The sequence below is a fragment of the Paraburkholderia silviterrae genome (assembly GCF_004353915.1).
GTDB classification, from domain to species: Bacteria; Pseudomonadota; Gammaproteobacteria; order Burkholderiales; family Burkholderiaceae; genus Paraburkholderia; species Paraburkholderia silviterrae.
On the sequence record NZ_SMRP01000005.1, the window covers coordinates 367,276 to 386,466 of the forward strand.

14 protein-coding genes are annotated in these 19,191 nt (G+C 67.3%); all 14 read left to right on the forward strand.

What is annotated here, in order from left to right:
• Window positions 1-11: 11 nt before the first annotated feature.
• The 14 genes from tssC (at window position 12) to tssM (ending at window position 19,152) form a co-directional block, all read left to right on the forward strand.
• Complete coding sequence (gene tssC, locus EYW47_RS13875) at window positions 12-1,514, forward strand: type VI secretion system contractile sheath large subunit (protein ID WP_133195391.1); 1,503 nt, start codon at window positions 12-14, stop codon at window positions 1,512-1,514.
• Window positions 1,515-1,555: 41 nt separating this feature from the next.
• Window positions 1,556-2,038 carry an Hcp family type VI secretion system effector gene (locus tag EYW47_RS13880; RefSeq protein WP_133195392.1) on the forward strand — a complete coding sequence of 161 codons (483 nt, stop codon included), beginning with the start codon at window positions 1,556-1,558 and terminating at the stop codon, window positions 2,036-2,038.
• Between the two features lie 92 nt (window positions 2,039-2,130).
• Window positions 2,131-2,652, forward strand: a complete 522-nt coding sequence (gene tssE / locus EYW47_RS13885) for a type VI secretion system baseplate subunit TssE (protein ID WP_133195393.1) — start codon at window positions 2,131-2,133, stop codon at window positions 2,650-2,652.
• Window positions 2,649-4,526 carry a type VI secretion system baseplate subunit TssF gene (tssF, locus tag EYW47_RS13890; protein ID WP_133195394.1) on the forward strand — a complete coding sequence of 626 codons (1,878 nt, stop codon included), beginning with the start codon at window positions 2,649-2,651 and terminating at the stop codon, window positions 4,524-4,526. The genes tssE and tssF overlap by 4 nt, the downstream gene beginning before the upstream one ends.
• Entirely contained in the window at window positions 4,523-5,638 is a 1,116-nt protein-coding gene (gene tssG / locus EYW47_RS13895) for a type VI secretion system baseplate subunit TssG (protein WP_133195395.1), read from the forward strand. Before tssF ends, tssG begins: the two co-directional genes overlap by 4 nt.
• Window positions 5,639-5,674: 36 nt before the next feature.
• On the forward strand, window positions 5,675-7,714 hold the full coding sequence (locus EYW47_RS13900) for a type VI secretion system Vgr family protein (protein ID WP_133195396.1): 2,040 nt from the start codon (window positions 5,675-5,677) through the stop codon (window positions 7,712-7,714).
• Between the two features lie 14 nt (window positions 7,715-7,728).
• Window positions 7,729-10,110, forward strand: coding sequence for a DUF2169 family type VI secretion system accessory protein (locus EYW47_RS13905; protein ID WP_133195397.1), 2,382 nt, complete (start codon window positions 7,729-7,731; stop codon window positions 10,108-10,110).
• On the forward strand, window positions 10,107-11,192 hold the full coding sequence (locus tag EYW47_RS13910) for a pentapeptide repeat-containing protein (protein WP_133195398.1): 1,086 nt from the start codon (window positions 10,107-10,109) through the stop codon (window positions 11,190-11,192). Before EYW47_RS13905 ends, EYW47_RS13910 begins: the two co-directional genes overlap by 4 nt.
• Entirely contained in the window at window positions 11,192-11,872 is a 681-nt protein-coding gene (locus EYW47_RS13915) for a DUF3540 domain-containing protein (protein WP_165976551.1), read from the forward strand. The genes EYW47_RS13910 and EYW47_RS13915 overlap by 1 nt, the downstream gene beginning before the upstream one ends.
• A 5-nt stretch (window positions 11,873-11,877) precedes the next feature.
• Entirely contained in the window at window positions 11,878-12,264 is a 387-nt protein-coding gene (locus tag EYW47_RS13920) for a DUF4150 domain-containing protein (protein ID WP_133195400.1), read from the forward strand.
• Window positions 12,261-12,827 carry a type VI secretion system lipoprotein TssJ gene (gene tssJ / locus EYW47_RS13925; protein WP_133195401.1) on the forward strand — a complete coding sequence of 189 codons (567 nt, stop codon included), beginning with the start codon at window positions 12,261-12,263 and terminating at the stop codon, window positions 12,825-12,827. Before EYW47_RS13920 ends, tssJ begins: the two co-directional genes overlap by 4 nt.
• Window positions 12,824-14,218 (forward strand): type VI secretion system baseplate subunit TssK, encoded by a 1,395-nt coding sequence (tssK, locus tag EYW47_RS13930; RefSeq protein ID WP_133195402.1) that lies wholly within the window; start codon window positions 12,824-12,826, stop codon window positions 14,216-14,218. The genes tssJ and tssK overlap by 4 nt, the downstream gene beginning before the upstream one ends.
• A 51-nt stretch (window positions 14,219-14,269) precedes the next feature.
• Entirely contained in the window at window positions 14,270-15,532 is a 1,263-nt protein-coding gene (icmH, locus tag EYW47_RS13935; protein WP_133195403.1) for a type IVB secretion system protein IcmH/DotU, read from the forward strand.
• A complete protein-coding gene (gene tssM, locus EYW47_RS13940; protein ID WP_133195404.1) occupies window positions 15,529-19,152 on the forward strand; it encodes a type VI secretion system membrane subunit TssM in 3,624 nt (1,207 codons plus the stop codon). Before icmH ends, tssM begins: the two co-directional genes overlap by 4 nt.
• The last annotated feature ends 39 nt before the right edge of the window (window positions 19,153-19,191 follow it).

The window sequence follows — 19,191 nt, forward strand, 5'->3', positions numbered from 1 at the left end:
GTGAAACTTTCATGAAGACTGCCGAAGCCATATTGCAGACGACGACCATCGACTTCCCGTCGAACGATGCGTTCGCTGTCGCGCTCGTCGACGAGCTCAATCCGCGCAGCGACCGCGCGCGTGACGCCATCGACACAGCGGTCAAGACACTCGCGCTCCAGGCGCTCGAGAACGCAGTCGTCGTATCGGACGACGCCTACCAGACGATTCAGACGATCATTGCGGAGATCGATCGCAAGCTATCGAATCAGGTCAACAAGATCATCCACCATGCCGAATTCCAGCAGCTCGAATCAGCATGGCGCGGCCTGCATTACCTCGTGACGAACAGCGAGACGAACGAGCAGTTGAAGATCCGCTATATGCCTGTCACGAAGACGGAGTTAAACCGCTCGTTGAAACGTTACAAAGGCGTCGCGTGGGACCAGAGCCCGATCTTCAAGAAGATCTACGAAGAGGAGTATGGCCAGTTCGGCGGCGAGCCGCTCGGCTGTCTCGTGGGCGACTATTACTTCGACCACGGGCCACAAGACGTGGAAATGCTCGGTGAGATCGCGAAAATCTCAGCCGCAGCACACTGCCCGTTCATTAGCGGCGCCTCGCCGGCCGTGATGCAGATGGAGTCCTGGCAGGAACTGTCGAATCCACGCGATCTGACCAAGATTTTCCAGAACAGCGAATACGCGGCATGGACGCATCTGCGCAAATCCGACGACGCACGCTATCTCGGCTTGACGATGCCGCGCTTTCTTGCCCGCCTGCCCTACGGCGCGCGCACGAACCCCGTGGAAGCGTTCGATTTCGAAGAAGACGTCGACGGCGCAACACATGATCGCTATGCGTGGATCAATGCCGCCTACGCCATGGCGACCAATATCAACCGCTCGTTCCGCCATTTTGGCTGGTGCACGTCGATTCGCGGCGTCGAATCGGGCGGTGCGGTGGAAGATTTGCCCGCACATACGTTCCCGACCGACGACGGCGGCATCGACATGAAATGCCCGACCGAAATCGCCATCAGCGACCGCCGCGAGGCCGAGCTCGCGAAGAACGGCTTCATGCCATTCGTGCACCGGAAGAACTCCACGGTTGCGGCGTTCCTTGGCGCGCAGTCGCTGCAAAAGCCCGCCGAGTACCACGATGCGCTCGCCACCGAGAACGCCAAGCTCGCTGCGCGTCTGCCTTATATCTTCGCCTGCAGCCGGTTCGCTCACTACCTGAAATGCATCGTGCGCGACAAGGTGGGTTCCTTCAAGGAGCGCGACGAGATGCAAGCGTGGCTCAACGACTGGATCATGCATTACGTCGACGGCGATCCCCAGAATTCCTCGCAGGAAACCAAGGCGCGCAAGCCGTTGGCCGCTGCGCGGGTCGTGCTCGAAGAGCTGGAGGACAACCCGGGTTATTACAGCGCCAAATTCTTCCTGCGCCCGCACTATCAGCTCGAAGGTCTCACCGTATCCCTACGGCTTGTCTCGAAGGTTCCCGCACTCAATGGGGCCGCCTCGGGCTAAGCCACTTCCTGACGTCCCTTATCAACCCATAGGAGAACGTAATGTCTGTAGATATGTATATGCTCGTGGACGGCGCCAGCGGCGAATCGAAGGATGCCAACCATAAAGGCTGGACCGACATCCTGTCGTATTCGTGGGGCGCGAACCAGCCCGGCTCGATGTCGACCGGCGGCGGCGGCGGCATCGGCAAGGTCAGCTTCGACGACCTCACGGTGCAAGCCTATGCCGACAAGGCCACCCCCGCGATCCTCAAGTACTGCGCAAACGGCAAGCACCTCCCGCAGATCCAGCTGTCGATCTGCAAGGCGGGTGGCTCGCAGGTCGAATACAAGCGCGTCACGCTCACGGATGTGCTCGTCGTCGCGGTGCAGCAGAACGCCGACCAGAACTCCGAAGCCGTGAAGATCACCTACCGCTTCCAGGCGGCCAAGGTCAAGCAGCAATACTGGGAGCAGACCGATCAGGGCGGCAAGGGCAGCGAAAGCGTGCTCTCCTGGAACATCAAGGAAAACCGCGAGATGTAACGCGCCTTTAGTTTTTCGACAGCACATTTAGTTATACAGAATGTACAGGCGGCCGGCCGCCTGTACATTCCTGCTTTCACGTATCGCCAGCCATGAGTCACGTCACGATGCCGCCCTCCGCAGTGCTCGAAGATGTCCAGCGCCGCTACCCGCCCTGCCTGTTCGATCGCCTGATCGCGGGCCGTGAGCCGGTGCGCGCGGCCAACGACGTCCGACGCAAGTCGCTCCACGAAGCCGTGCTGCGCGACCTCGCGTGGCTGCTCGGCAGCATCAACACGCGCGGCGTGAACAATTTGCGCGAGTTCCCGCATATCGCCGCCTCGGTCCTCAATTTCGGCATTCCCGCGCTGGAGCACGTGACGTTGCAAGCCGAGGCTGCGCGGCTTCTCGAAGTCGAGGTGCGCGAGGCGATTGTGCGCTTCGAGCCGCGCCTCGCGCGCGAATCGCTCGACGTCCAATGCCGGCCGGCCACCACGCCGGGCGGACAGCCTTGTCTCGAACTGCGCATCGAAGGGGACTTGATCGCGCTGCCTACCTCCACCCGGATCGTCGTGGTCGCGGATTTCGTCGAGGCGGGTGAAGGACTCGTATTCAGGGCGCGAGGCACCTCATGACCCACACGCGTCTGCTCGATTACTACAACCGGGAACTCGCCTACCTGCGCGAGCTCGGCTCCGAATTCGCCTCGGCATTTCCCGGCGCCGCCGCCCAGCTCGGCATGCGCGACACCCAGACTGCCGACCCGTTCGTCGAGCGCCTGCTCGAAGGCTTCGCGTTTCTGGCCGCACGCATCCACCTGAAGATGGATGCCGAGTTCCCGCGCTTTTCCGAGCGCCTGCTGGACGTCGTCTATCCGCATTACCTCTCGCCCACGCCCTCGATGGCGATCGTGGCGCTGCAACCCAATCTGCTTGCGGGCTCGATGCACTCGGGCTACACGCTGCCGGCCGGCTCCGCGCTGAAGGCGCAGCTCGCCGAGGGCGAACAGACGGCCTGTGAATTTCGTACTGCGCACGAAGTGACGCTATGGCCGCTCGAAGTTGTCGACGTCAAGTTGCGCGCCGACGCCAGCGCATTGCCGCTTTCGCGCTGGCCGCTCGGCGGCAGGCAGGTGGGCGGCGCGCTACACATCACACTGCGCGCGCATGGCGTCACCGATATTCGCGAGCTGCCAATCGGCAAGCTCACGTTCTTTGCGAGCGCGCAGGACGCGATCGCCCATCCCTTGATCGAGCGCGTGCTGGCACACAGCGTCGGCGTGTGCTGCCACAGCGAAGACGATGGAGCGCAGCGCGCCGTATGGCTCGGCACGGATGCGATCCGTCACGAAGGCTTCGACGCCGGGCAAGCCATGTTGCCCTCGCGGCAAAGTGCCTTCGAGGGATATCGGCTATTGCAGGAGTATTTCGCGTTCCCGGAGCGCCTCGCGTTTTTCAGCCTCAACAAGCTGGACCAGGCGCTGCCCGGCCTGCGCGGCCGCATGTTCACATTGACGGTCCTGCTCGACCGGAGCGCGCCCGAGCTCGAGCGCGCGGTCGACGCACGCAGCCTCGCGCTCCATTGCACGCCGGTCGTCAATCTCTTCGAGCGGCGCACGGATCACATCGCCATTTCGCCAGCGCGCCACGAGCATCATCTGGTCGTCGACCGAATGCAGCCCACCGATTTCGAGATTTTCTCCATCCGCAAAATCACGGGTCAATCGCAAGCCGGCACGGCCAATGTCGACTTCTTCCCGTTCTATGGCGGCCCTGACAATGCGTCGATGCAGCGCGGCCGCTACTTCTCCGTGCGCCGCGAACCCCGGCCCATTGCGCCCAACGCCGCGCGCTCGGCAACCCGCGCGACCTACCCGGGCAGCGAGGTGTACGTGTCGCTCGTCGACCAGCACGATGCGCCCTGGCCCGAGGCGCTGCGTCACATCAGCGCCGATGCGCTCTGCACCAACCGGCATCTGCCGCTGTCGATTCCGTTGCATAACGCAACGGATTTCACCTTGCGCGCGTCGTGCCCCGTGGACACCATCAAGGTCCTGCGCGGACCGACCTCGCCTCGCGGCGCGCTGGCCGAAGGTCAATTGACATGGCGGCTCATCAGTCATCTCGGGCTCGACTATCTGGGCCTCGTGGATGCCGGCCAAAGCGATGGCTCGCAGACACTGCGCGAACTGCTGCGTCTCTACGCCGATGGCGCCCGCAGCAATCTGCTCGCCCAGATCGACGGCGTGCGCAGCGTGCGAATCACGCCCGCGTACCGGCGCCTGCCGCATCCGGGGCCGGTCATGGTGGGACGGGGGGTGTCCATCTCGCTGCTGCTCGACGAGCTGGCGTTCGCGGGCGGCAGCACGTACCTCTTCGAAGCGGTGCTGGAGCAATTCCTCGCGCGGCATGTTTCGATCAACAGCTTCAGCGAACTCGCGGTATCGACGCTGCAGCGCGGCAAGATCCGGCGCTGGCCTTCACGTATCGGCAGGCGGCCCGCCGTATGAACGCACACAGCGCCCACGCATACGAAACGCCTTCGTGGTGGCATGAGGTCGAGACCGCCCCTTACGCGCACGACCTGTTTCAATTGCTGCGCCGGCTCGACGCGCAAGCCGCACCCCATCCGCGCCTCGGGCGGGCATGGTCTCCTAGCGACGAGCCGGTGCGTATCGGCCAGCAGCCGTCACTCGCGTTTGCGCCCGCCGCGGTGGCGAGCGCGAGCACGAACGAAAACGCAGGCGGCGAACCGTTGCCTCATTTGTCGATTCACGGCTTCGGGCTGTTCGGGCCGAACGGTCCCTTGCCGCTGCATTTGACGGAGTTCGCCAGAAACCGCTTGCGCAATCACGACGACCCCGTGCTGTGCGCCTTCGCCGATCTGTTCCATCACCGGCTCACCCTGCTGTTCTATCGCGCATGGGCCGACGCGCAACCAACCGTGAGCGCCGACCGGGACGGCCATTCCTCTTTCGACCGCTACATCGCCTGCCTCGCGCATCTCGGTCTCGCGTCGTTGCCCCACGGCCACACGCCCGGCCCGCACGCGCTCTACGGCATGACCGGCCGGTTGGTGCGCAAAGCACGCGACGCACACGGCTTGCAGCAGATCCTCGCGGCGTGGCTGGGCATGCCGGTGCGCGTCGTCGAATGGGTCCCACAATGGATCGTGCTTGAGCGCCAGGACCGCGTGGTCCTGGGGCCGGCGAAACCTGGCGCGCGGCTCGGGGGCGGCGCGATGATCGGCGCGGCCGTGCGCGACGCGAGCAGCAAGTTCGAGATCCGCGTGGGTCAATTGACGCTCGAGCAGTTTCGCGCGCTGTTGCCCGGAACGACCACGATGAACGAGCTGACGTCATGGGTGCGCGCCTATGTCGGCCGCGAGTTCGCCTGGGATTTGCGGCTCGTGCTCGCCCACGACGCCATTGTGCCGATCAGTCTTGGTGACACCACGCCGCTTGGGTGGGGCAGCTGGCTCGGCGCGCGCGGCGGCGCAACCGACACGGCGCATAGCGGCGAGTCCGGTGCCGACGATTTCGTCTATTCGCCCGAGCACGTCCTTGCAGCAGGCACAAAGCGACGCAGCAAGCCGCGTTCGTCCGCAGGGGTAGCGCCTTGAGTCGCTTGCCTACCATGACCCGTTACAGATGCTGACATGATGCACAACGTTACCGCGACCTTGCCGCCCGGCTTCGAGACACTGAGCTTTCGCTCGCTCAATGGCACCGAGAGGCTCTCGACCCTTTACACCTTCGATGTGCAAATGGTCAGCCCCAGCGCCGACCTCGATCTGAACGCGCTGACCGGCAAGCCGCTCAACCTGAGCATCGCGACGCCCGATGCCCCCCCGCGCTACCTCGGCGGGCACATCGTGCGCTGCGAGTTTGCCGGCCGTGAATCCGATACCTCGCGCAGCTACGTCTACGCCCTCACCCTGCGCCCCTGGCTCTGGTATCTCACCCGGACCGTCGACTGCCGCATCTTCCAGAACCTGGCCGCCCCCGACATCGTGCGCCAGGTCCTGCAGACCTACGGCTTCGCCGTCGAGACGCGCCTCGCCGCACGCTACCGCACCTGGGACTACTGTGTGCAGTACCAGGAAAGCGACTTCGCGTTCATCAGCCGCATGATGGAGCGCGAGGGCATCTACTACTACTTCCGCCACGAGGCCGACCAGCAGGTGCTCGTGCTCATCGACGACATCGCCTCGCACGATCCGCTCGCCCTCTACCCCACGCTGCCCTGGCTCGCCTCCGACCACCTCGTGCGCCCGGACGAAGTCGGCGTGCAGGACTGGCGACCCGCCGTCGAGCTGCGCTCCGGCATCTTTGCCGTGAACGACCACGACTTCCGCAAGCCACGCGCCGATGTCTCGCAGCGCCGCGCCAACCCGCTCGGCAACGATCACGCCGGCTACGCGAAATACGACTGGCAGGCCGGCTACATCAACGCCGACGAGGGCGAGCGCTACGCCACCGTCCGGCTCGAAGAGGAGCAGGCTGGCCACGCCCAGAGCCGCGGCAGCACCCATGCGCGCACCATGGCGCCGGGCTACATCGTCACGCTCGAAGGCTGCCCGCGCAGCGCCGACAACGTCGCGAACCTGATCGTCGCGGTCACGTACCGGCTCCAGGAAGGCGGCTATGCCAGCGGCAGCAGCGAGGCGCACTACGACTTCGACTTCGTCGTGCAGCCCAGCTCGCTGCCCTGGCGCGCGCCGAGCGTCACGCCCGTGCCGAGAGCCACCGGCCCGCAGACCGCCATCGTGGTCGGTCCTGCCGGCGAGACGATCTGGACCGACGAGTACGGCCGCGTGAAGCTGCAGTTCCGCTGGGACCGCTATGGCCAGGGCGACGAGAACAGCTCGTGCTGGGTGCGCGTATCGAGCGCCTGGGCCGGCACCGAGTTCGGTGCCCTGCAGGTGCCGCGCATCGGCCAGGAAGTCGTCGTCGACTTCCTCAACGGCGAGCTCGACCGTCCCCTCGTCACAGGCCGCATCTACAACGCCGAGCAAATGCCGCCGTTCAGCTTGCCGGGTGCGGCCACGCAAAGCGGCATCGTCACGCGCACGCCCGGCGGCACCACGGCCAACGCCAACATGCTGCGCTTCGAGGACAAGGCCGGCGCCGAGCAGGTGCTGCTGCACGCCGAGCGCAATCTCGACATCGCCGTCGAGAACAATGCGACGCACACCGTCGGCGCCGATCAGAACACGGTGATCGACGGCAACTCGACTACGACCATCAACGGCAACTCGACCACGACCGTCAACGGCGACTCGACCACGACCGTCAATGGCAGAACTTACTCGACCGCCAACGGCGACGTCTCCTCGATCGTCAACGCCAACACCAGCTCGATCGTCAACGGCAACGCGGTCACGGTGAACAACGGCAACGTGGTCGGGTTAATCAACGGCACCTTGACACAGCTCGTCGTCGGCAACTCGCTGATTGGCTGTGTCGGCTCCCAGGAAATCATGGCCATCAACGGACTGCTCGCCCACGTCGTCATGGAAATGGTGACCGGCCTGCAAGCGGCGGCCACCGGCGTCGCAATCGGCGCGACGGGCACGTCCATTGACGCCATCGGCTGCGCAATGAGCCAGACCGCATTCAGGCTCAGCAACACCCACATGGCCGTCGACGCGCTGGATATGCACGTGACGCACGTTGGCTGTTCCTGCACGTACTGACGAACAGGCCCTCCATGAACATCATCAAGCCCATGGCCGCCGGCATCCTGACGCGCACTTACCGCCTCGATGGCGTCGAGCGGCTCGGCGTGGCCATGCCGGTCATGACGACGCTCGACGAAGCGCCGCGCATCGTCGGCGAACAGGAGCTGTGGCAGCTCGCCCCCGAGGTGCTGCGCACGGCAACGCTCGATGCCGGGTTCGCCAAGCCGAACGCCGAATTTCTCGTTGCCGCCAGCGCCTGGCGCGCGCATTGCGACACGCGGCATGCAAGCCGCGTCGGCATCGAGTTCGGCGGCTGCGCGAAGCATCTGGCCGTCGCCTTCCCCGAAGCGGCCGACGAGACGCACATCGCGCTCGACGAATTCATGCCGCTCGCCGACGACGCGCCCGCGCGCCACGCACACTATGGCGAGTGGGATCAGGCCAGCGCCGCCGCCGATCCGTTCGGCTTCCCGCCGGCATTCGAGCGCGCATGGTTCAACGTCGCGCCCGCCGACCAGCAGCGGCACGATCTGCAAGCCTGGCCCGACGCCCTGCCGTGGCGCATCGCCGGCATGCATCCTGAGCACGCGCAGCAGCAAGGCAAGCTGCTGCCGCTGCGCGGCCGATGCTTCGTAGTCCGACAAGGCTCGACGAGCCTCGAACCGGTGCCGATGCGCCTGTCGACCGTGTGGTTCATGCCCGACCGGGAGCGCGCCGTTCTCGTCTTTCACGGCGAGACGCCGCTCGCGCAATTCGATGCGAGCGATATCGCCAGCCTGATGCTCGCGCTCGAGACACCGGACGAAAGCCGCAGCATGGAGCACTACGCAGAGGTTCTGGCAAAGCGCTCGGACCCGCAGAACGCGGCCATGCACGCGTTGATCGACGCGGACCTGATGCCTTCGAACGTGAGCGCGGCCGTCGCCTTTCCCGACCCCACGCCGCCGGCACCGGCATGGCAACTGTCCATGCAGCGCTACGGCGAACGGCTCGCGCGCGAGGCCGAGGCGCGCGCACAGGCAATGCCGCCAGCGGCGGCGGCCACGCTTGCCACACAGCCCGGCGCCGGATTCGGCGCGCTCGGGATGCCCGGCCCGGCACCGGCCCTGCCACGCCTGAGCGAGTTGCCCAGCTACGCGGAGAAGCAACAGGCCATGGCCGACGAAGCCATCGCGCAAGCCCGGGCGCACGCGGCCGCAGCGCGCACACAAATGGCCGCGCAACCGGGCGTTCCGCAAGGCATCAGCACCGCGCGGCGCGGACCGCCTCAAATCAAGCACCTGATGGATGCCTTGCGTGCTTCCCAGGCCACGCAGCTCGTGCCGCCGGAGACGGAAAGCAAGCTCCTCGCCATGTACCGGCAAGCGGCCCAGCATCAGGAAGCGGCACTGCCCGCAACTGCGGAAGCTTCGCAGTCCGCAAGGCATCGTGTGCAGGAAAAACTTGCGCGCGGCGCGTCGCTGGCCGGCGAGGATCTGACCGGCATCGACCTGAGCGGACTCGACCTGCGCGGCGCCGATCTGCGCGACGCACTCATGGAGAGCGCGGACCTGACCGGCACCGACCTGCGCGAAGCGACGCTCACGGGCGCGGTGCTCGTGCGGGCAACGCTGCACCAAACGCAGCTCGCCGGCGCCGACCTCAGCGACGTCAACCTGTCGCTCGCGAACTGCAACGACGCTTCGTTCAAGGGCGCAAAGCTCGACCGTGCGACGTGCGAGAACACCGTGTTTCGCCGCTGCGATTTCAGCGAGGCGCATCTGGAGCGGCCCAACCTGCGCGAGTGCGAATGGGAAGCGGTGCGCTTCCTGGGCGCGGCGCTCAACGACCTCATCCTGACGGGACAGACTTTTTCCGGCGCCGACTTCAGCGGCGCAACGATCCGCAAAATGACACTCGTCAAGTGCTCGCTGAAGGAGACCGCGTTCAGCGGCGCGGATATCGAAGGGTTCGGCCTGCTGGAAACCAGCGCCTCCCACGCGCGCTTTAACGACGCGTCGATCCGCAAGGCGTGCTTCGTCAAGGGCACGCGGCTCGACGCAGCGAATTTCGCGGGCGCGGCGCTCACGGAAGCCAATTTTCGCGCGGCGGACGCGCCGGGCCTCTGCCTCGAAAACGCGCGCACGGTGCAATGCGACTTCTCCGACGCCGTGCTCACGGGTGCGAACCTGCGCGGCGCGCGACTGCACGACGCGATGATGATCCGTACCGATCTGAGCGACGCCGACCTGACCAACAGCGACCTGATCGGCTCGGTCCTGCGCGGCGCAAAGCTCACACGCGCGAAGCTCGCGGGGGCGAACCTGTTTCGCGCGTTGCTCGCCGAGGCGCATCTGGAGCATGCCGCCGGACTCGACGCCGCCTACACGGTCCAGACCATGTGGTCCCCACGCGCGAGGGCAGCGGCATGACGTTCACACGCGTAACCCTGCTCCAGCACCTGCGCGAGGGCGCGCCCGTGCGCGACGTGGAACTGAGTGGTCTCTCGCTGGAGGACTGCGAGCTCGCTGGTGCGCGATTCGAAGGCGTGACTTTCACCGGGACGACGCTCGCGCGCGCCTCGCTGAAGGAATGCCTGTTCCAGCGTTGCGAGTGGCACGGCGTGACGCTCGCGCACGCGGACCTGAGCGGCAGCACCTGGGTCGATTGCAGCCTCATCTCGGTGGATGCATCGCACAGCGACCTCTGCAACGCCCGGTTCTCCGGCACGCATGCGCGCGACTGCGATTTCACGTCCGCGCGGGCGGAGGGCCTGGCCTGCATCGAAGGTGAGCTCGAGCGCTGCCGCTTCGACGCCGCTGCGCTCTCGCGCGCCCTCTTCGAGCGCGTAGCGCTACCCGGCATCTCGTTCAGGCAGACGCATATCGTCAAGACCGTTTTCCACAAACTCGATCTGCGCGACGCGGCCTTCGCCGGCGCAACGTTTGCCCAGGCTGCGTTCATCGACTGCAAGCTCGACGGCCAGCGGCTGCACGATCTCACTCTGCAGTCCTGCCAGTTCATCGAGTGCTCGCTCACGGATGCCGTGTTCGACCGCGCGACACTGGCCGGCTGCAACTTCCAGCGCGCGGAGCTCGGAGGCGCATCGCTGCTCGCGGCCCAGGCGCCGGGCGCGATCTTCTATCAGGCGCGGCTCGCGCTCGCCCGGTTCCGCGACGCTCACCTGCCCGGCACGATGTGGATCGAGGCCTATGCGCAGCATGCGGACTTCGGCGGCGCGTCGCTGGAGGACGCGCAGTTTCGGGGCGCCGACGCGAGCCACGCCTCGTTTGCGGGCGCGCAGCTCACGCGCGCCGACTTTTCGGGCGCCATCCTCACCGGCGCCGACATGCGCGACGCCCGCATCGAGGGCCTGCGCTGCCAGGGCGCCATCGACGCGCCCTGCGCCGGCCTGCCCGGCATCGCCCCCGACGACGATGCGCGGCTTGCCGCCGAGCAATGGTCGCGCGAGCGCGATGCGCGCCTCGGCACCGATATCTACGGAGAATCCTGATGAAAACGAACATCGCCGCATTCCCTGTGAAGCGATCCAGCGCCGCCATGCCGCTGCCCGCCGGCATGCCGCTTCCTGCCGGCAGGGTCCTCACACGGCTGGCCGACAATCACTGGCTCGTCGAAATGCCCGGCGCGAATGTGCCTTGCCGGCGCGCCGTCTCGTGTCTGGTCGACCCGCAGCCCGGCGACCGCGTCGCGCTATGCGACAGCGATGGCGAGACCTTCGTGCTCGCCGTGCTCGAGCGGCCCGACCATGGCGCGCTCACGCACCTGCGCGTCGACGGCGATCTGCTGCTCGAAGCCACGCACGATCTGCAGCTGCGCGCGGGCCGCGAGCTGGCCGGCGAGGCGCAGCAGACCCTGCGCCTCGACACCGCGGATCTGCGCGTGGGCACGCGAACGGCCCGGCTCACCGGCGAGGACGTCGAAGTGCAGGCGGGCGAAGCGCGCCTGCACACGGGCCTCATGCGTGTCGTTGCGAACGTGCTCGAAAGCGTTGCGAAGCGCATCACCCAGGTGAGCCGCACTTCGTATCGCAGCGTCGAGACGGTCGATCATCTGCGCGCGGCGCACGTCGATCACGCGGCCTCCACGAGCATGCGCCTGCACGGCCGTGCTGTGCTGCTGACGGCCGAGCAGCTCACCAAGGTCGATGCCGACCAGATCCACCTGGGGTGAACATCATGGTCATGGTCAATTCGAGCATCGGCGGCGGCAACGACGCCACCAGCGTCAATGCCACCCCACCCTTCGGCACGCCGGTCGGCTATGGCAATCACGCCAGCCGCAGCGAGGCGATTCCCAACAATCCCACCATCCAGGTGGGGGGCGGTCCGGTCCACAACGTGGCAACCGTCATCCCGTCCACCAAGGGCGATGCCGGTGGCTCGATGGGTGGCGTCGCGTCCGGCACGGTCAGTTCGTATAGCCGCAACATCATCGGCTCGAGCAAGGTGTTCGTGGGCGGCAGCCAGATCACGCGCAACACCGACCCCACTACGCAGAACGCGACAAACACGCAAGGCACGGGCACGTCGCCGAGTCAAGTGACCATCTACGTGTTCGCATGAGAATCGATTCGATATCCTCAGAAAAACCGCTCACGCCGCTCGCCGATCCTGCGCGCCGCCGCTGGATCGCGGCGCTCGGCGGCTTGCTCGTGACCGGCTGCTCGTCCACGCCGCCCGCGAGCGACGCGACCGCCTACAGCGTGCATATCGCGGTGGACAAGCTCGTGAACCCCGACAGCCGCGGGCGGCCCTCGCCGATTCTCGTCGGCGTCTACGAACTCAAGACCACCGACGCCTTCGCCCTCGCGAGCTTCCCCGCGCTCCAGGAGCGCGCGAAGGAGACGCTGGGCGAAGACCTCGTGTCGCTCGAACAGATGGTGCTCGTGCCTGGCGAGCGCCGCATCGTCAAACGGCGCGCCAACGAAATGGTCCACGCGGTGGGTTTCGTCGCCGGCTATCGACAACTGGAGCAAAGCGCCTGGCGCAGTTCGGTGGAATTGCAGGCCCCGCGCCGCAACGCACTCGTCTCGTTCGTCTGGCCGTTTGCGCCCGAGCCGCCTGCCATTGCGCTGCGTGTGGGCGAACGCAGTCTCGTTTCAGACATGAAGGGAAAAAATCAATGAGCACACTCGATGGATTGCACGACGCACCGCCCGATGCCTTGCCCCCACGCAATCCGCACGCTGCGCATAGCAAGGTCGTCTGGTCGGAAGGCATGTATCTGCGGCCCCAGCACTTCCAGCAACTCGAGCGCTACCTCGAAGGTTACGTGCAGCAGCGCTGCGGCGCGCTCGAAGGGCCGTTCTGGGGCTTCGCCGCACTCGATCTCGATGCGGACGCCCTCGCGCTCGGCAAGATCGCCGTCCTCGGCGCGCAAGGCGTCTTCCCGGACGGCACGCCGTTCGACCTGACGAGTGCCGATGAGCTGCCCGCACCCCTCGATATCCCGACGAGCGCCGATGGCGAGCTCGTCGTGCTCGCCTGGCCGGTCCAGCGCGCCGGCGCCGAAGACATCATCTTTGAAGTGCAGTCCGAATCGATCGCGCGATACAGCGTTTTCACCGGCGAAGTCGCGGACACCAACGCCGCCGCGCTCGGCCACGCCACCCTGGACCTCGCGCGTCCGCGCGTGCGGCTTGCCCTCGCCTCGCAGCTCGGCGGCGAATGGCAGACGCTCGGTGTCGTGCGCGTGCGCGAACGTCTCGCCGACAACCGCGTGGTGCTCGATCCGCGCTATGTTCCGCCCATGCTCGTTGCCAGCAGCCACCCGGTGCTGCAAGGCTACGCCGGTGAATTGCACGGGCTGCTCGAGCAACGCGCCCAGGCGCTCGCGCAACGCATTGCGCAACCGGCGCGCGCAGGCGTGGCCGAAGTCGCGGAATTCCTGCTGCTTGCGCTCGTCAACCGCGCGCTCGCCGATACGTCGCGTGCGCTTTCGAACCCCCACAGCCACCCGCACAGCTGGTTTCGCGAATGGCTGCGCCTTGCGTTCGAGCTCAGCACCTATACGAGCGACGCGCGCACGCCCGCGTTGCGGCCGGTCTACCGGCACGACGACCTGCACGGCAGCTTCGCGCCGCTGATGGCGCAGTTGCGCACGGCGCTCTCGATCGTGCTGGAGCAGCATGCGGTGGCGCTGCCGCTGCACGAGCGGGCGCACCGCGTATGGGTCGCCGAAGTGCCGTCGCTCGACTTGCTGCGCGACGCCGGTTTCGTGCTCGCGGTCCAGGCGGAGCTGCCCGCCGACACGATGCGCTCGCGCTTTCCCGCGCAAATCAAGATCGGCCCGGTGGAGCGCCTCGCCGACCTCGTGCACCTGCAACTGCCCGGCATCGGCCTGCGCCTCTTGCCTGCCGCACCGCGCCAGATTCCCTATCACGCGGGCTTTCACTACTTCGAGCTCGAAACGGCCGGCGACCTGTGGAAGCAACTCGAACAGTCGGCCGGGCTCGCACTGCATGTCGCCGGCGAGCTACCCGGACTCACGATGACCTGCTGGGCGATCCGCCGCTAGCGCGCCCGCATGCCTTGCGCTGCGCGCCGCCTTCGCCCTCTGCCCTGAGCCATGAACACCGTTGCCTTGTCGCCTAACGATATGCCCCTCGATGCCGCGCGCAAACCTCCCGCGCCCAAGCCCTTTCCCGCGGCTGCCGTCAGCGACCCGAACTCGCGCAACCGGCTGGTTTCGCTCGCCAGCCGGCTGCTCGACGCCATCGTGCAGATCAGGCTGCAATCGCCGACCGAACCGCGCGCCCTGCGCGAGCAGCTCATGCGGGAAATGCGCGCTTTCCAGTCCCATGCGCAGCAAGCCGGGTTGTCGCCGGAAACCATCGTCGCCGCGCGCTATTGCCTGTGCACGGCGCTGGACGAAGCGGTTGCGCTCACGCCCTGGGGCCGTGCGCATGCCTGGTCATCCTATGGATTGCTGGTCGCGTTTCATAACGAGACGTGGGGCGGAGAAAAGTTCTTTCAGCTGCTCGCACGCCTGTCGGCGCAGCCCCAACTGCACGTCGATCTGATGGAGCTCCAGTATGTCTGCCTCGCGCTCGGCTTCCAGGGGCGCTACCACGTGATGCGCGATGGGGCCGTCAAGCTCGAAGGGCTGCGCCACCGCCTCTACCGCCTGCTCAGCACCACGCGCGCGCCCGTGCCGCAGGCGCTCTCGCCGCAATGCCGCGCGCCGGACAGCACCGCGGCGCCGCGCCTGCGCTTTGGCTTGCCGCCGTGGGTATGGGTCGCCTCTGCCGCACTGCTGGCCGCCGTGTGCCTCGCGGGCTTCCGTTTCGCCATCGACTCGCGCGGGGCCCGCACCGAAGCGGCCATCGCCGCATTGCGCCTGCCCGAGGTGGCCGCGCCCGTGCCCAACGACATCGCCCGCTGGCTCGCCACCGATATCGCCTCGGGCCGGCTCACCGTGCACAGCACGGAGGACCGCACGATCATCGCCATCCGCGGCGACGGCGCATTCGTCTCCGGCGCCACGCAGGTCATACCGTCCTATCAGCCCACCGTCGAGCGCATCGCCGCCGCGCTGAACCGCTTTCCCGGCGATCTGGCCATCACGGGCCACACCGACAACCAACCCGTGCGCACGCCGGCGATCGGCTCGAACACCGCCCTCTCCGTCGCCCGCGCGGCCTCGGTCAAAGATGCGCTGCTCGCAGCCGGTCTTGCCGGCAACCGGTCGATCAAGGCCGAAGGCGCCGGCGACTCGCAGCCGATCGACACCAATGCAACGCCCGCGGGCCGCGCGCATAACCGGCGCGTGGACATCGTGCTGTTCCTCACGCGCGGCGCGCCCGCTCCATCGCCTTCGCACTCCTCATGAATGTACTGAGACGTTTCTTCCGCTTTCTCACCTCGCCGCTGCTGTGGGTCAGCATTGCCGTGCTGCTCCTTGCCGCGTGGATCTGGTTCGACGGGCCGCTCATCGCGTTCGGCGAAAGCCTGCCGCTGCAAAGCCGGCGCGCACGCGCGCTCGTGATCGCCGTGTTGCTGGTGATCTGGCTCTGGTGGCTCGTGCGGCGCCTGCGCCCACGCGCAGGTGCGGCTGGGCCGATTGCGCGCTGGCGCGAACGCCGCCGCCAGCGCCGCGAGCAGGCGGCAGCCGATGCCGGGCCGAACGTGGAACGCCTCGTCGAACTGCGCGCGCGCCTCATCGACGCGCTCACGCGGCTGCGCGAATGCGTTCCGTCGACGTCGCGCGTGGCGGCGTGGGCCGACCGCTTGACCGGCCGCAGCAAATACCGCCTGCCGTGGATCGTCGTCGCGGGCAGCGCCGGCTCCGGCAAGACGAGTCTTTTGGCCGGCAGCGGTTTGCGCCTGCATGGCCCGCTGCCGGACGGCGCGCCGGTGCCGCCCACGACGCAGTGCGACTGGTGGTACGCCGACGAAGCCGTGCTCGTCGACACGCCGCACGACACGCTCGAGACGCGCCCGGACGGCACGCCGGAGCCCAATGGCATCTGGGCGACGCTCACCGCGCTGCTGCGCCGCCACCGGCCCCGCCAGCCGCTCAATGGGGTGCTGCTGACCGTGGCCGCCGATACGCTCGTGGCCATGGCCGCAACCGAGCGCACGGCGTGCGCGGAGCGCCTCGCGCGGCCGCTACGCGCGCTGCAGACGCGGCTCGACGTGCGCGTGCCGGTCTATGTCTGCGTCACGCGGATGGACCGGCTGCGCGGGTTTTCCGACTATTTTCGCAACCTGGGCCACGAGGCGCGCGAGGCGGCGTGGGGCATCGGCTATGCGCTCAGCGACCCGCGCCCCAGCAACCCGCTGTGGCCAGCCCACAACGGGCTCGCGGAGCTTGCGAAACGGCTCGACGACGGCCTGTGCGCCGCGCTCGACGCCGAGCCCGATGCCGACGCGCGCGCGCTCGCCTACCTGTTCCCGCAACAGTTCGACGTCGTGCGGCAGGCCATTGCGTCATTCTGCGAAAGCCTCTTTCGCGAACCGCGCTTCGAAGCGCCGCTGCATTTGCGTGGCATTTATTTCACCGCCGCGCGCAATGGCCCTTCGACGACCGATTGCGTGCTGGGAACGCCGCACGACACTCCGGCTGCGCCACGCGAATTCGAAGCGGCCACCGAGCGCAACGGCTTTTTCATCAAGGCGCTGCTGCGCGACGTGCTGTTCGCCGATACCGGCTTCGCGGGCGTGAGCCGCACCGAGCGGCGCCGTAACGCGCTCTGGCAAACCGTACTGGCGACCTGCGCCGTTGCGATGCTCGCGGTCCTCGTCTGCGGCTGGATAGTCAGTTATACGAACAACCGCGCTTACCTGAACGAAGTCGATGCGCGCGTCGCCGCATTCGCGCGCGACGCGGCGCAGCCACTCGAGGACGCCAATCCACAAACCCTCGCGCCCATGCTCGATGCGCTGAAGGCGCTGCCCGACTCGCCGCGCTTCAACGCCGATTCGCCGCCCTTCTTTCGCTATCGTCTGGGGCTCTTTCAGGGCACGCGCGTGCGCGAGGCCGCCGAGGACGCCTATCAGCGCGCGCTTCGGGAGAAGTTGCTGCCGCTCGTCTCGGCGCACCTCGAACAACTGCTCTCCGGGGCGCCCACCAACGACATCGAGTACGACTATGCCGCGCTGAAGGCCTATCTGATGCTGCACGATCCCGCCCACTACGACGGCAGCTTCGTCGCGGCCTGGCTCTCGCTCGACATCCAGCGCACGCTGCCCGCCAACACGACCCAGGCCGAGCGCACGCAAATCGACACGCACCTGTCGAACCTGTTCGCCTCGCGCAGCATCGCCGCCGCACAGTTCGGACAGCCGATCAATCAGGCGCTCGTCGATGCCGTGCGCGCGCGCGTGGCCCAGGTCGCGCTGCCCGAGCGCACTTACCGGGTCCTGCGCCGCGAGCTCATGCGCACCATGAAAGCCGCGCCAGTCACGTTCGCCGACGCGGGCGGCCCGCAAGCCGCGCTGGTCTTCGTGCGCGCGAGCGGCAAGCCGCTGACCGACGGCATCGCGCCGCTGTTCACGTATCGCGGCTACTGGGACACCGTCGACAAGCGCATCGGCGAGATCACCGGCTCGCTCGCCCGCGACGACGCCTGGGTGCTCGGCATCGCGGGCGCGGCGAAGGCGGACGGCGTCACGCTCGCGGGATGGACGGAACAGGCCCGGCGGCTCTATCTGAACGAGTACATCACGACATGGGACGACTATCTCGGCGATTTGCGGCTCGCACCGGCGCCATCGATGCAGCAAAGCATCCAGCGTGCACGCGTGCTCTCCGCACCCGATTCGCCGCTGCGCAACCTGTTGCAGGTCGCCGCGAAGGAAACGCAGCTGCTGCGCCCGGAAGCGGGCAAGCCGCAACTGGCCGCGCGCTGGCGCCAGCGCATGGATGTCGCGCGCCATTCGCTCGAAGCCGTATTCGGCAAGACGCCGACCGATAGCCCCCTCACTGGCATGGATGCTCCAACGGAAACCCTCGTCGATGCGCACTTCGCCGCCCTGCGGCAGCTCGTTGCGGGCCAGGGCCCGGACGGGCGCGGCGGCGCGCCGCTCGACCCGGTCCTGCAAAACGTCGATGCGCTGTACAGCTACCTGACTTCCGCCAGCGCCGCGCTCGCTAGCGGCGGCGTGCCGCCCACGACCGACGTGTTCGCCAAATTGCAGGCCGATGCGGGCCGGCTACCCGTGCCGTTGCGCGGGCTCCTGAGCGACCTGTCGCGCAACGCCGTGCAAGGCGTGGGCGCGACCACGCGGCAAGCTCTCTCGGAGCAAACCAGCAACGGCGTCGGCAACGTGTGCCGGCAGATGATCGCCGGGCGCTACCCGTTCGTGCGCAATGCCGCCCGCGACATGCCGCCGGACGAATTCGCGCGGCTGTTCGCCTCCGGCGGTGTGCTCGACGACTACTTCCAGAAGAATCTCGCGGCCCAAGCCGATACGAACGGGACGCGCTGGCGCTTCCGGCCGGTCGCGGTGGCGAGCACGGACGGCATGGGCTTTGCCGCGGACGCGCCGCGCGACGCGCGCGTGCTCGACGCGTTCAGCCAGGCCGCGAAGATCCGCGACACCTATTTCGGATCGAATGGGCGCAGCCCGGCCTTCGAACTGGTGCTGACGCCGCAGGAAACCGATCCGGACATCCTGCAGTACACGCTCACCATCGGCGCGCAGACCCTGCGCTACGCGCACGGCCCATCCACGCCCCAGGTCGTCAAATGGTCGGCCGACAGCATCCAGCGCGTGGCGCTGGAGATCAACACCGTGGGCGGGCCGCAGACGCTGCAGGGCGAAGGGCCGTGGGCGCTGCAGCGCCTGTTCGACAAGGCGCAGATCGCCCCGGGCAATACGGCCGACACCCAGAACGCGACTTTCGATGTCGATGGCCACAAGCTGACGCTGCGCATGGCGGCAGGCACGGCCGGCGGCGACGCACTGCACCGCGCCGAACTGCTTGCCTTCCGCTGCCCGGCCTGACGCGGCGCGCTGGCATGCGCGCGGCATTTCCCCTGTTCC

Excerpts from the sequence above, each read along its gene's own strand:
- tssF (WP_133195394.1), top strand. The coding sequence starts at position 2,649 with ATGACCCACACGCGTCTGCTCGATTACTACAACCGGGAACTCGCCTAC.
- tssJ (WP_133195401.1), top strand. The coding sequence starts at position 12,261 with ATGAGAATCGATTCGATATCCTCAGAAAAACCGCTCACGCCGCTCGCC.
- EYW47_RS13900 (WP_133195396.1), top strand. The coding sequence starts at position 5,675 with ATGATGCACAACGTTACCGCGACCTTGCCGCCCGGCTTCGAGACACTG.
- EYW47_RS13915 (WP_165976551.1), top strand. The coding sequence starts at position 11,192 with ATGAAAACGAACATCGCCGCATTCCCTGTGAAGCGATCCAGCGCCGCC.
- tssC (WP_133195391.1), top strand. The coding sequence starts at position 12 with ATGAAGACTGCCGAAGCCATATTGCAGACGACGACCATCGACTTCCCG.
- EYW47_RS13905 (WP_133195397.1), top strand. The coding sequence starts at position 7,729 with ATGAACATCATCAAGCCCATGGCCGCCGGCATCCTGACGCGCACTTAC.
- EYW47_RS13910 (WP_133195398.1), top strand. The coding sequence starts at position 10,107 with ATGACGTTCACACGCGTAACCCTGCTCCAGCACCTGCGCGAGGGCGCG.
- tssE (WP_133195393.1), top strand. The coding sequence starts at position 2,131 with ATGAGTCACGTCACGATGCCGCCCTCCGCAGTGCTCGAAGATGTCCAG.
- EYW47_RS13920 (WP_133195400.1), top strand. The coding sequence starts at position 11,878 with ATGGTCATGGTCAATTCGAGCATCGGCGGCGGCAACGACGCCACCAGC.
- tssK (WP_133195402.1), top strand. The coding sequence starts at position 12,824 with ATGAGCACACTCGATGGATTGCACGACGCACCGCCCGATGCCTTGCCC.
- tssG (WP_133195395.1), top strand. The coding sequence starts at position 4,523 with ATGAACGCACACAGCGCCCACGCATACGAAACGCCTTCGTGGTGGCAT.
- tssM (WP_133195404.1), top strand. The coding sequence starts at position 15,529 with ATGAATGTACTGAGACGTTTCTTCCGCTTTCTCACCTCGCCGCTGCTG.
- EYW47_RS13880 (WP_133195392.1), top strand. The coding sequence starts at position 1,556 with ATGTCTGTAGATATGTATATGCTCGTGGACGGCGCCAGCGGCGAATCG.
- icmH (WP_133195403.1), top strand. The coding sequence starts at position 14,270 with ATGAACACCGTTGCCTTGTCGCCTAACGATATGCCCCTCGATGCCGCG.